The following is a 21,814-nucleotide window of genomic DNA, read 5'->3' as shown; positions in this document are numbered from 1 at the left end:
GCGTCGTCGCACTGCCCTCGGTGGTGAGCCGAGCATCGGCGACGCGGACGGGTGCGGCAACGCCCGGCGGGCAAGGGCTGACAACTGTCGCCGGGTGCGTGACGGACGTCATCGGTTCGCCGCCGCGTCGGCCGGGGCGGTCCCGGGCGCCCCTACTTTCCTTGGACAGGAAGGCAGTTACGCACCCATCACCCGGAGGCAACCAGTGACACGGCAGCGAAGCACGGGGCGACCGCGGTGACCGCGGTGGCCGTTGAGGGCCTGCTCAAGAAGTACGGCGATCACGAGGCCGTTCGCGGCGTGGACTTCACCGTCGAGGAGAGCGAGATCTTCGCGCTGCTCGGGCCGAACGGTGCGGGCAAGACCACCACCATGGAGATCCTGGAGGGCTTCCGGGACCGTGACGGCGGCAGCGTCCGGGTCCTCGGCCGCGATCCGGGCGTCAAGGCCGACGGCCGGTGGCTGCGCGGCCGGATCGGTCTCGTGCTGCAGGACATCGCCGTGGAGCCCTACCTGTCGGTGCGCGAGACCATCGCCCGGAACGCGGGCTACTACCCCGCCCCGCGCGACGTCGACGAGGTCATCGACCTCGTGGGCCTCGAGGAGAAGCGGGGCGCCAAGGTCAAGGACCTGTCCGGCGGGCAGAAGCGCCGGCTCGACCTCGCGCTCGGCGTGATCGGTGACCCGCGGCTGCTGTTCCTGGACGAGCCGACCACCGGCTTCGACCCGGGGGCCCGGCGCGGCGCCTGGGAGGTCGTGCGGAACCTGCGCGACGCCGGTACGACCATCCTGCTGACCACGCACTACATGGACGAGGCGCAGGCGCTCGCCGACAACGTCGCGGTCATCGCCGGCGGGCGGATCGTCGCCGCGGGGACGCCGGACACCCTCGGCGGGCGGGACAGCGCGCTCGCCCGGATCCGGTTCGCCCTGCCGGCCGGCGCCGCCATCGCCGACGTGCCCCTCGCGGTGACCGACGCCGAGGACGGTCTCGTCACGGCCGAGGCGAAGGAGCCGACCGCCGCGCTGCACCGCCTCACCACGTGGGCGCTCGACCGGGGGACGCCGCTGGAGCGGCTGACCGTGGAGCAGCCGACCCTGGAGGACGTCTACCTGGGGCTGACCAGTTCGTACGCACAGCAGGACGCCTCGACTCCGGCCACCGGGCGGGAACGCCGGGGCCGCCGAAACGGACGGAGCCGCCGATGACCAGCACGCTTCCCCCCACGACCACCGCGGCGGAGCGGCGCGAGGACCGGCGCGGGGGCGCACGGCCCGACGCGCGGGGCTCCCTCGCCCTGCTGGCCCACCAGATCCGCTACGAACAGCTGTCGTTCTGGCGCAACCCGCAGTCGATGGTCTTCACCTTCGTCCTGCCGATCGTGATCATCTCGATCTTCGGTGCCGTGTTCGGCGGCGGCCGGAGCGAGGAGTTCTTCTTCGGTCTGAACGGCATGGAGTACTACACGCCGACGATCGCCGCCGTGTCCGTGCTGGGCGCGTGCTACGGCCAGCTGGCGATCGTCCTCGCGATGCGCCGGCAGACCGGGATCCTCAAGCGGCTGCACGCCACGCCCCTGCCCGCCTGGGTGTACTTCGCGGGGCTGCTGGTGCACTGCGTGGTCGTGAGTGTCGTGGACGTCGCGCTGGTGATCGGCATCGGGAACCTGTACGGCGTCTCCCTGCCGGAGGGCTGGGCCGCGCTCGCGCTGACGCTGGTCCTCGGCGCGGCCAGCTTCTGCGCCCTGGGGGTCGGGGTCGCCTCGCTCATCCGCAACTCCGAGGCGGCGCCCGCGGTGGTGCAGTTCATCCAGTTCCCGCTGGTGTTCATCTCGGGGAGCTACTTCCCGGTCCACGCGGAGTTCCTGAACGACGTCGCCGGTCTGCTTCCGGTGAAGCCGTTCAACGACGCCATCATGGCGTCGTTCACGCAGGACGCGGGGTTCCAGTGGAGGGAGCTGGCGGTGCTCGCCGCCTGGGGTGTCGTGGGCGCCCTGATCTCGGTGCGCAGCTTCCGCTGGGACCCGCGGCCCGAGTAGCCGCACGGACCGGACGCTTCGAGGGGGCCGCCGACGCGGCCCCCTCGGCGTGCGCCCGCGGCGCCGGCGCACGCCCCGGCCCTTCGCGGTCCGGCCCGGCTCGGTCACCCCGGCCGGTCCCGGGCCTTCGACCCGGCCCGCCTCGGCCCCTCCCCCAGCCCCTCCCGGCCCCTCCCGGTCCGTCTCGGCCCGTCTTGGCCCGTCTCGGCCCCTCCCGGCCCGTCTTGGCCCGTCTTGGCCCGTCTCGGCCATCCCCGACCGTCTCTGGCCCGTCCCCCCGGCCTCCGTCCGCCCCCGGACAGCGAGGAGGCCCGGCCGGAGGGGGGTTCCGGCCGGGCCTGTGGGCTGGCGAGCCCGGGGTGGGGGTCAGCCCGCGGGTGCCAGGTCTGGTGCCGGGGCCGTGGCCGGGAAGAGGTGGGACAGCCACGCGTAGGTGCGCAGCTCCTCCAGCAGGCTCAGGCCCAGGCGGTTGTGGAGCATGTGGACGTGGGAGAACAGGAGCATGCCCGGGTGGAGCGGTGTGGCGCGGCGGACGTCGGCCGCGTGGGCGGCCAGGGCCGCGTGCCAGTCGGCGAACGGGCCGTGCGCCCCGGGCGTGACCCGCACCGTCGCGGGGTCCTGCTCGACGTGGGTGACGCGGTCGACGAGCGCGGCCGGGTGCCCCGCGTCGGACGCCCAGGCCCGCCAGGCGTCCAGGCCGCGCGCGAAGTAGGGGGCGCGTTCGGCCGGGTCGCCGAGGGCGACGGCGGCGGACAGCGTGCCGCGCAGCGCGAGCCGGGACCGCCTGCTCTCGTCGGCCGTGGAGGGTACGAGGCCCAGGACCAGCTCGCTGGAGAGGTGGAACAGCGACTCGGCGGCCGGCATGAGGGCAGGGCCTCCGTACCGCTCGTACTCGGGCTCGTACACGGCACGGTGGACGCCGGGCGGGAGCAGGTCCCGCACCGTGGCGTTGGCGCCGGTCTCCCCTGCGGCGGCGAGCCTGGCCGCGCCGTCCCGGTACGCCCGGGGCTCCAGCGGCTCCTCGCCCGGCTGGAGGCGTCCCGCCACGGCGAGCCGGTCACGCAGGTCCTCCTCCAGGCGCGCGTGCGCGGCCGGTGTCAGGTCGGCGACGCGGAGGCGGAGGTGGGGGCCGGACTGCCAGTAGCGGATGAAGAACCACTCGGTCCCGGGCGCCAGTTCGCGGACGGTGGGGCCGATGACGTCGGTGAGGACGCGGTCGTGGGCGCCGCGGGCGGTGGTGCCCAGGTGCAGGTGCCAGGCGCTCCAGCGCCGGGGTGTCGTGGTGGCGGGCATGCGGGATCCTTGTCCGGGTCGGGTGGCGGAGCGGCTCACAGCCGCAGGTCGAGTACGGGGCCCCCGGTCTCGCGGGGTACGCCCACGACGGCGGACAGGACGATCGTCTCGTCCTCGCCCAGGCCGATGACGTCCTTGGTGGGGATCTCCTTGAAGGCCCGCACGGGGCGGGCGAAGAGCCCCGACGCGGCGGCGGCGAGGCAGAGTCCGTGGACGGCCCAGCCGCAGGCGTGCTGGGCGGCGCCCCAGCCGGTCGGTCCGAAGCGGGCGAACAGCTCACGGGGGCGTACGGAGAAGAAGACGGTCAGGGGGGCCTTGGCGACACCGCAGCCGTTGACGGGCGACAGGCCGTAGCCGTAGTTCGCCTCCAGGCCCGCCGGGGCGGTGGGGTCGGCCCGCACCAGGTGGGCGGCGCCGTCGTGGAGCCGGTGGACGCCCGCCGCCAGGCCCTCGACGTGCTGGGTCACGGCGGTCACCGTGACCGCCTCGAAGGCGGCGGCCAGTGCCGGGTGGGGCGGTGGTACGCCGAGCCAGGCGACCGCGGTGGCCAGGTCGTCCGCGGACAGGGGGGCGTGGCGTGCCGCCGAGACCATGCCGTGCAGGCCGCGCGGCATCCGGCCCGAGTGGCGCAGCCACAGGAGTTCGGCCCAGTCGGGTGCGACGCGGGAGGCGGGCAGCGCGGACGGCACGGCCGTGGTGAGGGGTGCCGCCGCCGTCCCGTAGGTCTGGTTCCGGTTGGCGTGGACGACGTCCGTGAGGGAGGGGTCACCGGCGGGCACGGGCTCCTCGGGCACGGGCTCCTCGGGGGCGGTCGCGTCGGCGCCGGAGTACCCGGGTCCGGGCCCCGGCACGGACCCCGGCCCCGGTACGCATCCGGGTCCCGATGCGGGCCCGCCCGCCGTTTCGACCAGCCACGGCAGCGACCACTCCCAGGTGTGTTCCAGGCCCGCCTCGCGCAGCAGACCGCGCGCCCGGCCGCCGGGCGGGGTGAGCGTCGCGGGGATCCCGAAGAGTTCGAGGCCCAGGCTCAACGCGCGCAGGACCATGCCGAGTTCGATGGCCACGAGCGAGCCGCGGAACCACTGGTAGGCGGACGGGATCGCCGTGTACCGGCCGGTGAGGGCGATGCGGGTGGTGGGGGCGCCGGCGGCCGGCGGCGGGCCGGTCAGGGCGTGCCGGGCCGGCTCCAGGAGCCGCCAGGCGCCGCCGTCCCCGCCCACGAAGGCGTGGACGGGGAAGAGGCAGCGCGGGGAGGCGTACGGGCGGTGTTCGTTGTACGGGTTCTCCGGTTCGCGGCGCAGCGGCGCGAAGGCCGTGGTCAGGGCGTGCGCCAGGGCGTCCGGCTCCGCCGCGGTCCGGCGCCGCGCCGGGACGTGCGGGTACGGCACAGCGGACAGCCGTGCCGTGGTCCCCAGCGGCAGGGTGGTGCTCGGCCCGGCCGGGCGCGGTGGCGGGGGCGGCACGTGGGTGTCGGGGGGCGGCGTGCTCGCCCAGGTCCAGGGGGGCGGCTCGGGGTGGTCCACGCCCCTGCCGTACGCGTACCAGAGGGGCTCGCGGGCGATGCTGTTGTCGCCCTCGGGCCCCGGCAGGTCGACCGGGGCGCGGCGGGTCCACCCGGGTGCGGGGGCGGTCACGGGAACGGGTGGGGGTCGTAGGGGATCGCCCGGTGCTCCTGGCCGGTGCCGCGCAGCGCGGCGCGGAGCCGGGGCAGTCCGTCCAGGCGCTGCTGCGCGTGGCCGAAGCACATCGGCACGATGCCGGGGACGACGGCACGGGCGACGGCCATCCCCGCGTCGGCGTGCTCGCGGCTGGTCTGGTCGACGATGACGACGCGGTCGAGTCCCGCGTCGGCGAAGAGCGAGGCGACGTGGCGCAGGGTGTCGCGCACATCGCCGTGCGCGGCGCGTTCGAGCCGGCCGGGCCAGTCGGGGAACGCCTCCTCCAGGGTGACGGCGGGGCCGCCGAGCCCGGCCAGGGCGCGGTCGCGGGTCTCTGGCAGCGAGGAGAAGCGGACGTGGTCCTCCAGCTCCTCGACCAGCCACGGGTTCTCGACCATCGGCTCGACCTGTTCGCGGGTCCAGTCGACCGGGTTGGTGACGAGCTGAGCGACCTCGCGCAGGGCGCCGCGGATCGCGGCCTCGGGATCGGCGCCGGAACCGGCGGACGAGAACGTCGCCGGGAAGGGGTTCTCCTCGTTCACTGCGATGACCCACACCACCGGCAGGGCGATGTCCCGGGTGGCGACGAGCAGGTGGACGTCGAAGCCCCGCGAGCGGATCAGGTCGATCATGGCCCGGCTGGTGGGGTCGGTCAGGGCGGAGACGGGGATGTGCGGCAGCGGCGCGGCCCGGTACCAGGAGGTCAGGAACGCGTCGCGCTCGGCGACCTCGAACAGCGAGTGCAGGGCCGCTTCCTCGTAGTTGGCGCCGACCGCGCAGCCGCTGGAGCAGTCGAAGAAGTAGTGCCGCCGGTTCGCGGCGCCGGCGACCCGGGCCGCGCGGCGGTCCCTGCGGAAGGCGTACTCGTACTGGTAGAAGGCGTGGTCGGCCGGGACGAGCAGGGGGCTGCCGTCGGCGAGGTCGTGGCCCCAGGCCCAGTCCATCGGGGTGTCCGCCGTGAACGGCGTGGCCCGGCTGGTGGGGTGGGCGAGCTGCTCGGCGGTGTAGCGGCCGAGCGTGTCCGGGTCGATCGCGTGCTCGGCGACGTCACGGTAGGAGGCCCCGGTCACCAGGGGGATGTCGTACGGGTATCCGCCGAGGCGCTCGTACGCCTCCAGGATGGCGACCGGTTCGGTCTCCTCGAAGGTGCGGGCCCTGCCGTGGCCCATCGCCGGGGCGTCCGCGACGACGGCCATGCTCATCGCGAACGGGGCGTGGGACTCGCGCAGGATCGCGCGGACCGGGCCGAAACGGTCGTCGACGAGCCGGTCGCGCAGGAAGCCGGGCTCCCCGAGACGGCTGGCGGCGGTGCGAGTGGCGTCGCCGGGGGCCGCGGGACGGGAGCGGAGCGGGCGCGGGGCCGGGGGCCGGGTGCTCACCAGGTCCTCGGGGGCCGGGCCGCACACCGGGCAGTGGAAGCTGCGGGCGATGCGGTGGCGGCGGGTGCCGCGCACGGTCACCGAGTACGCCTCGCCCGGCGCCAGCGGGTGGTCCGCCAGGTGCGCGAGGCCGGTGCGCAGCAGTTCCGGCAGCACGGGTGCGGGGGCGGCGGGGACGCGGACGGCCTGGGTGAGGTCGCCCACGAGGGGGTGGTCGAGGACGGTGCGTTCGCGGACTTCGGCGCAGGCGGCACAGCCGGAGCCGGTGCCGGGCACCCACAGCGGGCCGACCATGACCTCGTCGTCGTACACCCGCACCGACAGGTGCGGGCCGTCGGCCGCCGCGTCGGTCCGGGCGCGTTCCCAGTCGAGGTCCCAGCCGAGGTTGACCGAGACGGTGGCGCCGGTCGCGCGTGCGAGCGGGGCCAGTGCGGGCAGCCAGTCGTCGTGGGTCGCGGCGGGCAGCGCGGGGCCGGGTCGCACCGGCCCCGCCGTACGGGGTTCAGTCGTCGGCATCGGCGGGCTCCTGTGCGGGGAGGGCGGTCACCGGGCCGTACCAGAACGGGACGGTGTTCAGCACGGGGTCCGTGCGGTGCGCGTGCCCCCGGTACGCGGCGAGCGCGGTGAGCTGCTTCCTCAGTGCGGTACGGGTGGTGGCGTCGGTGGTCAGCAGGGCGTCGGTGGAGAGGGGGGTGACGGTGGCGTCGGTCTGGGCGCCGGCGAGGGCCGTGCACACCGCGGAGTACGTGGCGTCGGCGGCGGTGGGGCCCCAGCCGGCGCCGAGGGGGCGTCCGTCGACGGTGACCTCGGCCAGGAGCCAGTCGACTCCGTCGGGGCGGGCGAGGGTGAGGGCCGGCTCGGCCGGGGCCAGCCGGGACCGCAGGGCGTCGAGGATGCGCTCGGCCTCGGCGTGCGGTGCCGGTCCGACGGCGGGTTCGGTGTGCCACGTGCCGTGGTTCTCGGCGAGGTGGCGCAGTGCGCCGTCCAGGAGCCAGTGCTCCCGGGTGAGGCCGGCGGCCGGTGTGCCGGACGGTTCGTGCGCGCGGGTGCGCAGGGCGTCCAGGGCGGCGGCGATGGTCGCGGTCTCCTGGTGCCCGGCCCACGCGGTCAGCGTGCCGGTGCGGTCCGCGCGGTGTTCCACGGCCCGCAGGGCGAGGGGCATCTGCGGCAGCCGCTCGCCCTGCGCCACGCTGAACAGGCCGGTCCAGCGGGTGGCGACGGCCCCGGCCGACGCGAGCGCGTCCTGCGGGTCGGGCAGGGGCTCGGCGGGAGCGTCGTCGAGCCGGACGGTGACCGCTTCGGTCACGGGGTCGCCCGTGACGGTGACGCGGTCGGTCGTCAGGTCGGGGCCGTGGACGACGTGGGCCTCACCGGGCTCCGCGACACCCGTGAGGGTGTCGGCCAGGAGCTGTGCGGCGAGGGCGCCCGCGAGGGAGTGCGCGACCGGTCCCGCCGCGGGCCCGACCCCTTCGGCCGCGGCCCAGGCGAGGGCGCGGTCGCGGAAGACGACCCAGGCGTCGGGCGTCGCGCCGACGGGCCCCACGAGGACGACTCGGGAGCCGAGCAGCACGGGCACGCGCATCGTCTCCTCCTGCTCGGCCCAGACCTCGTCGTCGCCGAGGAACTCGACGACGACACGCGGGTCACCGCCGGTGCCACGGACGGGGCTCGCACCGGGGTCACCGTCAACCGCCGGGGCGCCGACGGGGCTTTGACCGACGCCGTACTCACCCACCGGGACGCCGACGGGGCTTTGACCGACGCCGTACTCACCCACCGGGACGCCGACGGGGCTTTGACCGACGCCGCGCTCAGCCACCGGGACGCCGGTGGGGCTTTGGGCGCCGAAGAGCTCAACCACCGCGCCGTCGCCGGGGCTTTGCGTGGTGCCACGTTCACCCGCCGGGGCGCCGACGGGGCTTCGGGTGGCGATGTGCTCGACGACCGTGCGGCCGACGGCGCTCCGCGGGGTGCCGCGCTCAACCGCCGGGCCGCCGGCGGCGCTTCGGTCGACGCCGCGTTCCACCGTCGGAGCGCCGACGGGCATCAGGGCGGGGTCGGCGTACATGGCCGGGTCGCAGACCGGGACGGAGGGAACCGGTGGGGGTGGCGGTGTCGTGCGGGTGAGTCCGGCCCGGAGCAGGCCGCGGCGGGCCGGCTCGGTCGCCGTGGCGGGGCCGCGCAGTTCCACCCGGGTGCGTCGCAGCCGTTCGAACGCCGCGTACGGGTCGTCGAGGTGGGCGGCGAGCCGGGCCAGGGTCTCGGGATGGCGGGCGCGCAGCTCCGCGGAGGGCTCCGGCGCGGTGAACGCCGCCGGGTCGAGGAGCAGGCCGTTCTCCCGGAGCTGGGCGACGAGGTACCGCACGGCGGGCCGGGCCCGTTCCGTGCCGAACTCCGTGACCAGCGCGTCCTCCGTCGTACCGGTCTCCAGCAGGGGCATGCAGCCCTCGGCCACCGCGTACAGGACGTCCGAGCCGCGCAGCACGAACTGCCCGCGCGTCCCGCCGAAGTAGACGCCCCCGGGGACCGGCGCGCAGTGCAGGCCGGGACGGGTCCTGAGCAGGGGGCTCGCGGCCGGTGCGGGGGCGATGTCCCTCGCCGCTTCGGTCAGTGTCACGACCGTACTCCTTCCGATGCCGTGTGCTGCGGGGCGTACGTGAACCTGCCGCCGGCCGTGCGGCCGACCTCGAGCACCCACTCCGTGGCGTGCGTGCCGTCCGTCACGCCGGGCAGCGCCTCCTCCAGGTAGCCCGCGCCCTCGCCGCGGCGCTCCAGCATGCGCGGCAGCACCCGCACCGCGAGGGCGCTGGACAGGTCGACGTACTGCGGCTTCTGCTGGAGCCGCTTGGACTGGACGTCGGGGGCGCCGACCGACAGCGGGCCCTCGTCGTCGGGCGCCGACTTGATGACGACCTCCTCGGGGACGCCGTGCCGCGCCCGCCACGCCGTCAGCGCGAGCAGCCGCTCGTGCTCGTCGGGGCCCGCGGCCACCGCCTCGTCCAGTTCGGTGCCGCCGTACCAGCGGCGCCGGCCGATGACGACGTCGCCGACCGTCATCCGGGGCGCGGGCCGGGTGCCCTTTCCGTCCCAGGGGGTGGCGGCGTGCCAGGAGTTGGGGAGGCTGTTGAAGAGACGGCCACTGATGACGAGGCCGGAGGCCACCGACAGGGGTGGTGGGAACAGGCCCGGGTGCCCGGTGCCCAGCGGCAGCACCCGCAGGGGCGTTCCGTCCGCGTCCTCGACGCGCAGCGTGTCCGTCTGGGGGTCGTGCGCCAGGCGCAGCCCGAACCAGTCCTCGGGGGTGAGGCCGCCCGGCAGGACGGGCGTGTGCGCGTTGACGTTGAGGCGGTGCAGGCCCAGGTCCTCCGTCACCCGGGCGCCGTCGTGGCCGTAGAAGCGGTTCAGGCGGGCGGCGAGCCGGGGCAGGGCCCGGCCGCCCTGACGGCGGTCGGCCTCCAGGAACCGCGCGTACAGCATGCCGTGTCCGGGCAGTCCGTCGTTGAGGACGAGCCGGTCGCCGGCCTGCTGGAGCAGCACCCCGTAGATCAGCGGGTCCTGGCGGAAGCGGTCCGGCAGCGTGCGGGTGAGGTCGGCGACGTCCCCCGCCGACAGCGCGAGGGTGTCCGCGCCGGCCTGCGCCGTCTTGGTCAGGAGGGCGTGCACCTCCTCGGACAGCTCGCGGCGCAGCAGGTACATGCGCTCCAGGCTGCCGTCGGCGGGGCCGAGGCCGGTCAGTGCCGTGGCCTCGCCGGTGCCCTGCGGTCCGTACACCGCGGCCATCGCGGCGGCCCGCCGGGACACCTCGCCGACGATGTGGGCGGCGTGCTCGGCCAGCGGCACGTTCGCCCCCGCGCCGAACCGTTCCACGAAGGCGGCGGTCATCAGCACCCGTACGTCGTGCAGCCAGTCGAAGACGGAGAGCAGCTCCACCGCGGGGCCGACGTCGGCCAGCGGCGCGTGCCAGTCGGCGGAGGCCACCTTCAGCGGCGGCATGACGTAGTCCTCCTCGACCGTGACGTGGGCCGGGCGGCCGGCCGCCTGGCTGAACCGGCCGAGGTCCGCGCGCAGTCCGGCCAGGGCCGCGCCCCGCGCGGACGCGGGCGTGTCGGCCAGGCGGGGCAGCGCCGAGCGCACCTTGTCCGCCAGCGCCCCGACGGCGGCGGCCCGGTCGGTCGCGGGCAGCACGGGCGTGAGCAGGTCGTCGTAGTCGGCGCGGGCCGCGCTCTCCTCGGACCGGTGGAACGTGCACAGCACGCCCTGCCGCAGCGCCTGCCGCACCCGCCGGTCGGCCTCCTCCGCGGAGCAGCCGGCGCGCCCGGCCACGTGGGCGACGACGGCCGGGAACCGGCGCGGGCCCATGGACAGCGCGTCGAGCAGGTCCTGCACGGGGCCGTCGAGGGGCAGGGCGAGGCGGCGCATGCCCTGCTCGGTGAGGTTCAGGAAGAACAGCTTGCCCGCCTCGGGGTCCGGCGCGGAGGTCGGCGGAACACCCACCCACAGCTCGGACAGCTCGGCGTCCCGGGCGGCCGGCAGCCCGCCGAGCACGTAGTGGAGCATGACCCGGTCCAGCCCCGGCACGGCCCGGGCCCCGGTGAAGGAGACCTCGCCGGGCCGCACCGCCTCGCGGTCGGACGCGGGCGCCGGCTCCGCGATGCCGACGGCGGTGAACCGGGAGAGCGGGCTGGTCCGCACCATGGCCCGTGTCACGTACTGGATCAGTCCGCGTTCCGACTTGCGGGTACGGGCGGACACCTTGCCCGGTCCCTCCACCGCGCTCCGGTAGCGTTCCGCCTCCTGGTGCACCTCGGGGGCGACGAGCGCGAGCGAGCGCAGCAGGTCGTCGTCGCCGAGCAGGCGGGCCAGGACCGCCCGCTCGCGGTCGGACGCGGCCGGGTACCCCTCGGTCACGGCGGTGCGCAGGCGTTCCCGCTCCTGGTGGGCGGCGAGCCAGCGCCTCACCGCCGGCGTGCGCGCCTCGGGGCTCTCGGGCGCCTTGCGCGGGGCACGGCCGTTGTGGATGGCCCGGCGCAGCGCGATCAGCTCGCGGCGCTCGGTGTCCGATTCCACGGCGCCGATGCGCTCGTACAGCTCCTGCGAGCAGAGCTCCGCCGCCGCGGCCAGCTCGGCCTCGGACTCGGTGAGCTCCCGGAGCAGGCGGCGCTGCTCCGGGTCGGCGAGGCGGCTTCTGCGCAGCGGGTTGACGCGCAGGAACCACTGGGGTTCGGGCGTGGTCATCGCGTGTCTCCCGTCGGTTCGGCGGAGGCCGTCCGGTCCAGCCGGTCCCGCCAGGTGGAGCCGAGCACCTCGTCGACGGTCTCGGCGAGGGCGAAGCACATGTAGTAGCGCTGCATCGGCGGGACGGTGAGCAGCGGAAGCTGCTGGTAGAACAGGTTCGTCAGGAGGCGGTAGGCGGCGAAGAACGGCGACGGGGTGCTGATCACGCCCGATCCGTGCACGGTGCGGTGGAAGTCGGTGTCCGGCTGCGCGCCGCGCGGCACCACCGTCGGGGCTCCGGGCGGGCCCATCTCGCGGCGGTCGAATCCGTCGCCGACGGAGTCGAGCAGCTCGCCGGTGAGGGTTCCGGCGGCCACGGCGCTGTCCAGGACGCCGGCGGAGTACGCGAAGGCCGTGCGCCACTGGGCGGCGCCCGGTGAGACCTCGCCGCTCAGCCGCTGTTCGACCACCGCGCGGAGTGCGGGCGCGTCCTTGGCGAGCCGTTCCCGGAAGGCGGGCCGCATGTCCTTCGTCGGTGCCGCCCAGGCGAAGAACGCCTCCACGTGCGACCGGGGCGAGAAGACGCCGTAGGCCGGGCCGAGGGCGTGCGTGTCGACGAGCGCGGCGAACGCCTCCGCGAGGCGGACGGTGCCGCTGCCCGGCTCCTCGGCCATGCCCTCGATCATCGACAGGACCGGAGCGGTGAGGGCACCGTGCACGACGCCGCGCAGGGCGTCGAGACGCGGCTCGCGGGAGCGCAGGGCCGGGTCGTCGGGGCCGACGCGTTCGACGGCACCGTGCTCGCGCAGCGGCAGGTACGGCGGCTGCACTCCTTCGAGCCGGCCGAACTCCCGCGCCTGGTCGAGGTAGTTCTCCTCGGTCAGGGCCCGGCTCGGGTCGAGCGGGCCCGCGTCGAGGCCGGCCAGCACGGCGGACCAGTCGACGGCCCCGCCCGGTGCCCCGCCCCCGACCGGCGCGAGCACGTCGACGTGCGGTCCGTGCAGCCAGCCGCGGCGCACCCGCACTCCGGGCACGCCCCGCCCGGTCAGCGCGCGGACGGCCGGGACGACGTGCCGGGCCAGCCAGGCCGGCGTCACCGGCATCCGAGTGTGGAGCCGCACTCCCGTCAGGTCGGCCGAGTCCGGCCTCACGGCAATGCGCTCCGGAGCGTCTACCCCCATGTCCTTCGCACCTTCCGAGGAGAAATCGAGAACGTGAAACACATCATTCGCGTCGCGCGTCGTGAGAAAAGAAGAAAGTGCCCTGTGCTGACATTCGTCACGATTTCCGTGACACCGTGGGCGGCCTGATCCGAAGGCTCGTCCGGCGACGCATTCTGCGACTCGGCCAGCGACTCGAGGCGGCGGCAGATCGAGGGCGGTCTCCGGAGGTTCAGGGCCTGGCCAAAACCCGCCACGGCGCTGTGCGGTCGATGTACCCTCCGCCAATGACGCCTACCTCGACGCCGTCCGCTTCGTCCACCGCGGACGCCGAGTGCCTCGCGCTCACGCGCAGTCTGCGCCGCAGGGGCACCCTCGTCCTCTCCCTGTTCGGTCTGCTGTGGGCCTTCGCGGGGGCCTCCGGCACCGGTTCGGCGACGGACGTCGTGCCCCTGGCGACGGAGGCCGCGGCGCTGCTGGTGACGGCGGGGGCGCTCTACCTCGGCTACCGCGAGGGCGCGGCGCCCTCCCCGCGGAACGTCGACCTGCCGCGGAAGTGGGCGCGTGACGTGGGCATCGTCAACAGTGTGGAGCTGGTGGCGATCTTCGCGGTGATCGCCGCGGCCAACGCCTCCGGGCGTGCCGGCCTCGTCCCCGTGGGCATCGCCCTCGTCGTGGGCCTGCACTTCTTCCCGCTGGCCCGTCTCTACGACCAGTGGCAGTACCGGTGGACGGCCGCGCTGCTGACCCTGGTCGCGGTCGTCGGGTTCGTGCTCTACGCGGCGGGGCTGACGGACGAGACCGTGCGCGTGGTGACGGGCCTGGCGTCCGCCGTGGTGCTGTGGGCCTCCGCGTACCACCTGGCCCTGCGGGGCTGACTCCCCGGGCCGGCCGGCCGGAAACGAACGCAAGGATGTGCCCGACCGACCGGCGGGGCCGGGCAGGCGCATCCTTGAGCGTTCCTCACGTGGTGCCGTGGCTCACGCCAGGTCAGCAGGCCGAGCAGGTGCTGGAGGACGACGAGGAGGTGCCGATCGAACCGCTGGAGGCGCCCATCTCCGGCAGCGCCACACCGTCGGCGACCTCGAGGGTCTCCAGCTCGTCGGCGTCGAAGCCGTCGAACGCCGCGTCGTCACCGGTCTTGATGTCGTTGATGCTCATGTCGGTGGTCCTTTCCTGAACCGTGGGTGGGGTGGGTCAGCAGGCCGAGCAGGTGCTGGAGGACGAGGACGAGGTGCCGATCGAACCGCTGGAGGCGCCCATCTCCGGCAGCGCCACACCGTCGGCGACCTCGAGGGTCTCCAGCTCGTCGGCGTCGAAGCCGTCGAACGCCTTGTCGTCACCGGTCTTGATGTCGTTGGCGGTCATTTCGCTTTCCTTTCGGTCGGTGGAGAGGAATCCCGTGGTGGGATTCCGTGGAGGGATTCCGTGGAGGGATTCCGCGAGGGAATCCCGCAGGGGAATCCCGCCTATCGTGTCACCGAGGCCTTCCGGAGTATTTCCCGTCCGGCTTCGCTATCCATATTGCTCGGCCCACCACCCCCGCACCAGGGTTTCCGCCCGCCGGCTGACATTTATCACGCGCCGAATGACGTTTCTTCGCTGCGGGGACCACCCCGGGAGCCGGAATCCGGAAGTGCCCATTCAGGGCTGTTCACCATGTGCCATTCCCTGCCCGGATCCTGCGGAATGCCGGCGTCCGGCTCCGGGGTGCCGAGCAGGAAATCACCGACGGACGACTCCTGGAGGTAGTCCAGCCCCAGCACCCGGGCGGACAGGTCGGCGTCGCCGTTGCCCAGCCCACAGGGCGCCAGCGCCATCGCCGTGGCCACCAGGTACATGGTCTGGTAGAGCACCCCGGTGTGCCGCAGCGTCGTCGCGTACGCCATGGCCCGGTACTTCCACGCCATGCGCTGGAACCTGGAGGTCACTGTGAACAGCACGTCGGGGTGGACCTCGGAGCCGACGGACCGCGACGCCACGCCGAGCAGGGAACGCCGGTCCTCCTCGGCCCCGTTGACGAGCACGAGACGGTGCGCGTACGAGTCGTAGTGGTAGATGCCCGGCGCGATCCCCTCGCAGCGCAGCACCGTGACGTACAGCTCCAGCTCGTAGAGCGAACCCCCGCTCGGGTACGGCCGCGAGACGACCTCGTCCCGGTCGGGGTCCTCGGGGCCGGGGGTGTGGTGCACCCGGACGCGCTGCACCCGGTACAGGAACTCCCCGAGTTCGCGGCCCGTCAGCGCCCGCCGGCCGAAAGCGCGGTGGGAGCGGCGGGTCTCGACGGCGGTGGTCAGGGACGGGTCGCGGGCTTCGAGGTCCGCGCGTCGCGGCCGGAACAGCTCGACCGCCGGCCCCTCGGGCGCCGGCTTCACGGCGGGCCGCGGGGCGATCTCACCGCGGTAGGGGTACACGGCGCCGAACGCCTCGTCGTAACGGCCGGAGCGGACACGTGAGTGGAACAGCAGGTCGTGGAAGTCCCACTGCCGCAGCTCCGGCTCGGCGTCGGAGGCGAAGGTGCCGTCCGGCCCGGCGAGTTCGGCGAAGCCCAGGCCGACGAGGTGCCCCAGGACGTCGAGGGTCTCCGCCTCGCTCAGCCCCGTGACCTCGCCGGCCCGGACCGCGGGTCCCGGCTGCCCCAGCGCCGCCGTGAGCTCGCGGGCGGCGCGGTCGGTGAGCACGGCGCGGAACTTCACGAGGGGCGACTCCAGGACGAGCACCCCGTCGCGGCTACGGCAGAAGGCGAACCGCGAGAGACGGACGCGGGCGTCGGCGGGCACGGCCGTGATCCGGTGCCCGGCGTCCCGTGCCGTCGGCTCCAGCCGGACCAGCTCCCGGCGCAGCGGCCGCTGGTCGTGGGTGAGGACGCTGTGCGCCAGCAAGTGGGCGGCGCGGGCCAGGAGGGCGTCGGCCCGCTCCCGCTCCGCGGCGTCCAGGCCCTCGTACAGTTCCTCCTGGAGCAGCGGTCCCCCGGCCAGGCGGTCCAGCACGGTGCGCAGCGGGCCGCGGACCGGACGCAGGGCGAGCGAGGTGACGGGCCCCCGCAGCAGCGCGGTGCCCGTGGCCTCGTCGAACTCGACGCGCACGTCGGTGCGCAGGGCGCGGGCGGGGGGTCCGGCGGGGGACCGGGCGGGTTTCTTCGTGGGCGGGGGAATCATCGGGCCTCCGGTGCGGACTCGGGCGGACTGGACTGGGCGAAATCCACTCTGACGGCCGCTACACCTTCTCCGTCCTTACCGGGCACACCGAATGACAGTCACCATTCCGGCTCGTGACCGAGGTCATGGAATGCGTGACACATGACAGGTACGTCCCTCATTCGCTCGGCCTTTCGACGCCGAAAGCCCATGCTCGGGACAGGAATTCACGCGCCGCCGTCCACCGCCGTCCCGTGGCTCAGGCGCACCGAGGGAGAAGGAAATCCTGTGTTCACTCGTCGACATGCGATACGTCTTGGCCTGACCACCGGCGCCGTCGGGGCGGTCGGTGCGGCGGGCGGGGTCTTCCGGACGCTCACCACCGGGCAGCGCGCCGGGCAGCCGGCCACGGCGCCCGTCGCGGCCTCGGCCGCCGAAACGGCGTCGGCAGCCGGGACGGCATCCGCCGCCGGGGCCGTCGAACCGTTCTCCGTGCCGCTGACCGTACCGCCGGTCCTCGCCCCGTACCTCAGGACCAGACGCGCCGACTACTACCGGATCACGACGCGCCGCGCCGCCGCGGAGATCCTGCCGGGCACCCGCACCGACGTCCTGACGTACAACGGCTCGTTCACGGGCCCCACCATCCACGCCCGCACCGGCCGGACCACGGTGATCCAGCAGGTCAACGAGCTGGACATGCCGACCTCGGTGCACCTGCACGGCGGTAACAACCCCGTGGAGCACGACGGCGGCATGATGGACACGATCGCGCCGGGGCGCAGGCGCACCTACGTGTACGAGAACAAGCAGCCGGCCGCGACCCTGTGGACGCACGACCACGCGCACCACATGGAGTCCGAGCACGTCTACCGGGGGCTCTCCGGGCTCTACCTGCTGCGCGAAGCGGTCGAGGACCGGCTCGGGCTGCCCTCGGGGAAGTACGACATCCCCCTGGTCCTGCGGGACGCGGACTTCGACGAGAACGCCGCGATGGTCTACACGATGGACGACGCGGAGAACCGCACGACGATCCTGGTCAACGGCAGGCCGTGGCCGTACCTGCGGGTCGAGGGCCGCAAGTACCGCTTCCGGCTCGTCAACTCGTGCAACCTGCGCATCTTCGTCCTCGCGCTGTCCGACGGCACGGCCACCCAGCACCCCGTGCAGCAGATCGGCTCCGACGGCGGCCTCCTCACGGCCCCCGCCGAGACGCCCGTCCTCGTCCTGTCCCCCGGCGAACGCATCGACTTCGTCGTCGACTTCTCGAAGTACGCGCCCGGGACCCGGCTCTCCCTCGCCAACATGCTGGGCCCCGGGCCGACCGAACTCGTCGGCCAGGTCATGCGGTTCGAGGTGGGCCGGCCGACGGCCGACCGCAGCCGGGTGCCGGACACGCTCGCCGCGCTGCCGGCGCCGTCCTCGCTGCCGAAGCCGGCGGTGGAGCGCTCCTTCGACCTCACCATGGACGAGCCGGGCACCGGCGGTCACCAGGCCTACATCAACGGAAGGACCTTCGACCCGGACCGCGTCGACACCCATGTCGAGTGGGGCACCAGCGAGGTGTGGACGGTCACCAACAAGAGCGCCACCATCCCGCACAACTTCCACACGCACCTGGTGCAGTTCCGCATTCTGGAGCGCGACGGGCAGCCCCCCTATCCGGCCGAGGCCGGCCTGAAGGACACCGTGCTGCTCTTTCCGGGACAGACGGCGAAACTCCACCTCACCTTCGATTCGCACCGCGGCGTGTATCCGTACCACTGCCACATGATCGACCACAGCGCCATGGGAATGATGGCGCAGATGAAGATCTCCTGACGCGGATCCCCGGCGCCCGACCGCGCGCCCGCGCACGGCCGTCGAGGACACGGCCGACACGGAGAACGCGCGTCCCCACGGAGAGCACGCGTCCCTACGGAAACGCGCGACCCCACGGAGAGCACGCGTCCCCACGGAAACGCGCGACCCCACGGAGAGCACGCGACCCCACGGAAACGCGCGGCTCACGCAGAAACGCGCGGCTCGTACAGAGAGGAGCACGACCATGCATTCCCGCACCATCGCCCGTCCTTACGCGCGTCGCGTGCTCGCCGCGCTGGAGCGTGACCCGGACCGCGTCGTCCTGCGCCGTCCCGGCACGGCCGTGACGGCGGGGGAACTGAGGGCGTCCACCCTGGGCGCCTCCGCTCTGCTGCACACCCACGGCGTCGGCCCCGGAACCACCGTCGCCATCCTGACCGGGCCCAACCACCCGCTGATGCTCAGCGCCCGGTACGCCGTGCACCTGCTCGGCGCCACCTCCGTCTACATCCGCTCCATGAACCCGCGCACGGACACGGAGACCTTCCCGCTCGCCACCCAGGCCGGGCTGCTGCGTGACCTGGACGTGTCCCTGCTGCTCGTGGACGGCGCCGACGAGGACGTCGCGGCGTGCGGCCGCCGGCTGGCGCGGCGCCGTCCCGGCCTGACCGTCCTGCCGATCCCGCGCACCGCCGACGGGCACGACACCGTGCCGGACGCGCCGCCGCCCCGCCCCGACGACCTGGCCGTCGTCGACTTCACCAGCGGCAGCACCGGCCGGCCCAAGATGGTCGCGCAGCGCCACGACACGCGGGAACACCTCGTCGCACGGCTCGCCGACGGCCTCGACCCCCGCGGTCCGGCGACCCTGCTGTCCGTCACCCCCATCAGTCACACCACGGCGCCGATGGCCGACGCCGTGCTGTGCGGCGGCGGAACCGTGGTGCTGCACGACGAGTTCGACGCCGACGCCACCCTGGCGGCCATCGCCGGCCAGCGGGTGACCGACGTCTACCTGGCGGTGCCCCACCTGTACCGGCTCCTCGACCACCCGCTCGTCACCTCGTACGACCTCTCGTCGCTGCGCCGCGTCACCTACAGCGGCACCCCGGCCGCCCCCGACCGCGTCCGGCAGGCGGTGCGCATCCTCGGCGACGTGCTGATCCAGGTGTACGGCACCACGGAGGCCGGCGGCATCAGCAGCCTGACGCCACTGGACCACCGGGAGCCCGAACTCCTCGGCTCGGCGGGGCGGCCCTTCCCCTGGGTGCGGGTCGAGATCCGCGCACCGGGCTCGGGCACCGGGCTGGGGCGGGGGCAGAGCGGCGAGATCTGGGTCTCGTCCCCGACCGTGTCGGCCGGTTACCTGGACGACGCGGAGCTGACCGAGGCCACCTACCGGGACGGCTGGCTGCGCACCGGCGACCTCGGCCACTGGGACCGCTACGGCTATCTGCGCCTGGACGGCCGGGTCGGGGACGTGATCAAGCACGGCGGCCTGAAACTCGACCCGGCCGCCATCGAGGCGGCGCTGCTCGGGCATCCGCAGGTGCGGCAGGCAGCGGTGTTCGGCGTGCGGGACGAGGACTTCGTCGAGCAGGTGCACGCCGCCGTCGAGTTGTACTCGGGTGCCGGGCACACCTCCTGCGACCTGCACGACTACGTCGCGGCCACGCTCACCCCCGAGCACGCCCCGGTGGCCGTCTCGGTGTGGCCCCGGCTGCCGCTCACCCCGTCCGGGAAACCGGACCGCGCGCGGCTGCGCAGCCTGGCCGTGCCCGTACGGTCCCGGCCTCCCGGGCCGGGTGACGGCTCCCTGGGACGAGGTGTGCCGACCGGCGCACCGATCCGCGCAACAGAAAGGGCGCTCCATGACCGGATTCGGCCACTTCGCCAGGTCACTGAGGCTGCGGCGGCTCTACCGCCACAGCACCGCCGGCCTGATGATCACCCCTCTCGACCACTCGATCAGTGACGGACCCGTGGTGCCCAAGGGCACGACCCTCGACCAGCTCGCCGGGCAGCTCGCCGCAGGCGGCGCCGACGCGGTCGTCGTGCACAAGGGCAGCGTTCGCCACATCAGCCCCGAGCGGTTCGCCGCGATGTCACTGATCATCCACCTCAACGCGTCCACCAGTCAGGCCCTCGACCCCAACGCCAAGTACGTGGTGACCCAGGTCGAGGAGGCCCTGCGGCTCGGAGCGGACGCGGTCAGCGTCCACGTCAACCTGGGCTCGGACGACGAGCGGCAGCAGATCGGCGACCTCGGACGGATCGCCGACGCCTGCGACCGGTGGAACCTGCCGCTGCTCGCCATGGTGTACCCGCGCGGTCCGCGGGTCACCGACCCGCGCGACCCCGCCATGGTGGCGCACGCCGTCACCGTCGCCTCCGATCTGGGCGCGGACCTGGTCAAGACCGTCTTCCTCGGCTCCACCGCGGAGATGCTCGACCTCACCGCGGCCTGCCCGGTGCCCGTTCTCGTCGCGGGCGGCCCCGCGATGGCCACCGAGCAGGACGTGCTCGCCTACGTCCGTGACGCCCTGGCCGGCGGAGCGGGCGGGGTGGCGATGGGCCGCAACATCTTCCAGGCCACCGACCCGCGCCGGCTCGCCGCCCAGGTGGCCCGCCTGATCCATCACTTCCCGGAGCAGCACTTCGGCACGGTCGGTTTCCCGGCCGACGCCGACCCGAACCAGCGACTGACCCCCGACCACCTCTCGGACCTGACAGGAGACCCGCATCATGACGGACGCCAAACTGTGCTGGCTTGACATCCGCGGCGCCGGCAACGCCACGGCCGCGATCCTCGAGGAAGCCGTGCACCAGCGCATCGACGGCATCGTCGCCGCCGACCCGGCCGCCTTCGAGGGACTGCCCCCCACCGTCCGCAAGGTCCTGCTCCACGAGGGCGGCACCGACACCGTCCCCGCGGACCTGGGCGCGACCGACCTGGTGATCGTCCCGGGCGGCAAGGAGGAGCGGGCGGCGCTCCAGGAGGCCCACCCGGACGTGGAGTTCGGCCGGTACGTCGAGATCGTCGACGCCGACACGCTGGAGGACGCCTGCCTCGCCGCCCGCCTCGAGGCGTGGAGCGTGCTCGACTTCCGCGACCCCACCAAGATCCCCCTGGAGATCGTGATCGCGGCGGCGACCGGCGCCCCCGGGTCGATCATCACCACCGCGTCCAACACCGAGGAGGCCGAGATCATCTACGGTGTCCTCGAACTGGGCTCGGACGGCGTGCTCATGCGGGCGAACACCGTCGGCGACGCGACGGCGCTGCGTACGGCGGCGGCCGGCCGCGGCGGCGAGGTCGACCTGGTGGAACTGACGGTCACCGCCACCACCCACATCGGCATGGGCGAGCGGGCCTGCGTCGACACGACGACCCACTTCCGCAAGGACGAGGGCATCCTCGTCGGCTCGCACTCCAAGGGCATGGTCCTGTGCGTCAGCGAGACCCACCCGCTGCCGTACATGCCGACCCGCCCGTTCCGGGTCAACGCCGGTGCGCTGCACTCGTACACCGTCTCGGAGCAGGGGCGCACGCACTACCTGAGCGAACTCCACGCCGGCAGCAAGGTGCTGGCCGTGGACGTCAAGGGGCGCACCCGGCCCGTCGCGGTCGGCCGGGTCAAGATAGAGACCCGGCCGCTGATCTCCATCGACGCGGTGGCCCCCAACGGCCAGACGGTCAACCTGATCCTCCAGGACGACTGGCACGTGCGCGTGCTCGGCCCGGAGTCCGTGGTGCTCAACTCCACGGAGCTGAAGCCGGGCGACACGATCCTCGGGCACCTGCCCACGGCGGACCGCCACGTCGGCTACCCGATCGAAGAGTTCTGCCTGGAGAAGTAGCGGCGGCACGCACCGGCGCACCCTGTGCCACAGCGACCGCACCAGGGCGATCAGAGGTCGCCCGCCCTCGTCCCGCCCCGGCACGCTCGGTGCCGGGGCCGGCGCGTGTCCGCGCCCGGTCCCGCTCCCCACGGGGGCCGCCCTTCCCGCGGTGCCCGCCGCCCCCACGGCGCCCACCGTCTTCACGGCGCCCACCGTCCCCACGGGGCCCGCCGCCCCCACAGTGCCCGCCGCCCCCACGGTGCCGCGCCGGCCCATGGTGTCCCCCTC

General features: G+C 74.2%; 16 protein-coding genes. 7 read left to right on the top strand and 9 right to left on the bottom strand.

Annotated features, from left to right (window positions below; translation table 11 throughout):
- The first annotated feature begins 237 nt into the window (after positions 1-237).
- Positions 238-1,209, top strand: a complete 972-nt coding sequence (locus tag KUM32_RS17545) for an ABC transporter ATP-binding protein (protein WP_217142852.1) — start codon at positions 238-240, stop codon at positions 1,207-1,209.
- A complete protein-coding gene (locus KUM32_RS17540; protein WP_217142851.1) occupies positions 1,206-2,039 on the top strand; it encodes an ABC transporter permease in 834 nt (277 codons plus the stop codon). The genes KUM32_RS17545 and KUM32_RS17540 overlap by 4 nt, the downstream gene beginning before the upstream one ends.
- 366 nt (positions 2,040-2,405) lie before the next feature.
- Here KUM32_RS17540 and KUM32_RS17535 read toward each other — a convergent pair whose 3' ends face one another.
- From KUM32_RS17535 to KUM32_RS17510, 6 genes are read right to left on the bottom strand one after another with little or no spacing between them, the layout of a single operon-like run.
- Positions 2,406-3,332, bottom strand: a complete 927-nt coding sequence (locus KUM32_RS17535; RefSeq protein ID WP_217142850.1) for a thiopeptide-type bacteriocin biosynthesis protein — start codon at positions 3,330-3,332, stop codon at positions 2,406-2,408.
- Positions 3,333-3,367: 35 nt separating this feature from the next.
- Positions 3,368-4,966 carry a hypothetical protein gene (locus KUM32_RS17530; protein WP_217142849.1) on the bottom strand — a complete coding sequence of 533 codons (1,599 nt, stop codon included), beginning with the start codon at positions 4,964-4,966 and terminating at the stop codon, positions 3,368-3,370.
- Positions 4,963-6,885, bottom strand: a complete 1,923-nt coding sequence (locus tag KUM32_RS17525) for a TOMM precursor leader peptide-binding protein (protein WP_217142848.1) — start codon at positions 6,883-6,885, stop codon at positions 4,963-4,965. Before KUM32_RS17525 ends, KUM32_RS17530 begins: the two co-directional genes overlap by 4 nt.
- Positions 6,872-8,986, bottom strand: coding sequence for a hypothetical protein (locus KUM32_RS17520; protein ID WP_217142847.1), 2,115 nt, complete (start codon positions 8,984-8,986; stop codon positions 6,872-6,874). The genes KUM32_RS17525 and KUM32_RS17520 overlap by 14 nt, the downstream gene beginning before the upstream one ends.
- On the bottom strand, positions 8,983-11,604 hold the full coding sequence (locus KUM32_RS17515; protein ID WP_217142846.1) for a lantibiotic dehydratase: 2,622 nt from the start codon (positions 11,602-11,604) through the stop codon (positions 8,983-8,985). Before KUM32_RS17515 ends, KUM32_RS17520 begins: the two co-directional genes overlap by 4 nt.
- On the bottom strand, positions 11,601-12,764 hold the full coding sequence (locus KUM32_RS17510) for a hypothetical protein (RefSeq protein WP_254405718.1): 1,164 nt from the start codon (positions 12,762-12,764) through the stop codon (positions 11,601-11,603). Before KUM32_RS17510 ends, KUM32_RS17515 begins: the two co-directional genes overlap by 4 nt.
- 266 nt (positions 12,765-13,030) lie before the next feature.
- Between KUM32_RS17510 and KUM32_RS17505 the strand changes: the two genes are divergently transcribed.
- A complete protein-coding gene (locus KUM32_RS17505; protein WP_254405717.1) occupies positions 13,031-13,621 on the top strand; it encodes a hypothetical protein in 591 nt (196 codons plus the stop codon).
- Between the two features lie 112 nt (positions 13,622-13,733).
- On the opposite strand, the gene KUM32_RS17500 is transcribed toward KUM32_RS17505, so the two are convergent.
- The 3 genes from KUM32_RS17500 to KUM32_RS17490 form a co-directional block, all read right to left on the bottom strand.
- The gene (locus KUM32_RS17500; RefSeq protein WP_217142844.1) at positions 13,734-13,904 is read right to left on the bottom strand and encodes a thiazolylpeptide-type bacteriocin; all 171 of its coding nucleotides are present in this window, start codon (positions 13,902-13,904) and stop codon (positions 13,734-13,736) included.
- A 36-nt stretch (positions 13,905-13,940) separates the two neighbouring features.
- Positions 13,941-14,111, bottom strand: a complete 171-nt coding sequence (locus KUM32_RS17495; protein ID WP_217142843.1) for a thiazolylpeptide-type bacteriocin — start codon at positions 14,109-14,111, stop codon at positions 13,941-13,943.
- A 209-nt stretch (positions 14,112-14,320) separates the two neighbouring features.
- Positions 14,321-15,901: a SagB family peptide dehydrogenase gene (locus KUM32_RS17490; RefSeq protein ID WP_217142842.1), complete on the bottom strand. Its 1,581-nt coding sequence runs from the start codon at positions 15,899-15,901 to the stop codon at positions 14,321-14,323.
- Between the two features lie 267 nt (positions 15,902-16,168).
- Between KUM32_RS17490 and KUM32_RS17485 the strand changes: the two genes are divergently transcribed.
- The 4 genes from KUM32_RS17485 to KUM32_RS17470 all read left to right on the top strand — a co-directional run bounded on the left by KUM32_RS17485 (position 16,169) and on the right by KUM32_RS17470 (position 21,544).
- Complete coding sequence (locus KUM32_RS17485) at positions 16,169-17,701, top strand: multicopper oxidase family protein (RefSeq protein WP_217142841.1); 1,533 nt, start codon at positions 16,169-16,171, stop codon at positions 17,699-17,701.
- Between the two features lie 226 nt (positions 17,702-17,927).
- A complete protein-coding gene (locus tag KUM32_RS17480; protein ID WP_217142840.1) occupies positions 17,928-19,658 on the top strand; it encodes a class I adenylate-forming enzyme family protein in 1,731 nt (576 codons plus the stop codon).
- A complete protein-coding gene (locus KUM32_RS17475; RefSeq protein ID WP_217142839.1) occupies positions 19,555-20,457 on the top strand; it encodes a 2-amino-3,7-dideoxy-D-threo-hept-6-ulosonate synthase in 903 nt (300 codons plus the stop codon). The genes KUM32_RS17480 and KUM32_RS17475 overlap by 104 nt, the downstream gene beginning before the upstream one ends.
- Positions 20,429-21,544 (top strand): 3-dehydroquinate synthase II, encoded by a 1,116-nt coding sequence (locus KUM32_RS17470; RefSeq protein WP_217142838.1) that lies wholly within the window; start codon positions 20,429-20,431, stop codon positions 21,542-21,544. Before KUM32_RS17475 ends, KUM32_RS17470 begins: the two co-directional genes overlap by 29 nt.
- Positions 21,545-21,814: the final 270 nt, after the last annotated feature.

It is taken from the genome of Streptomyces sp. AC627_RSS907 (genome assembly GCF_019049165.1).
Note: the sequence above shows the minus strand (reverse complement) of the source record. Positions and strands in the feature narration are given on the sequence as shown.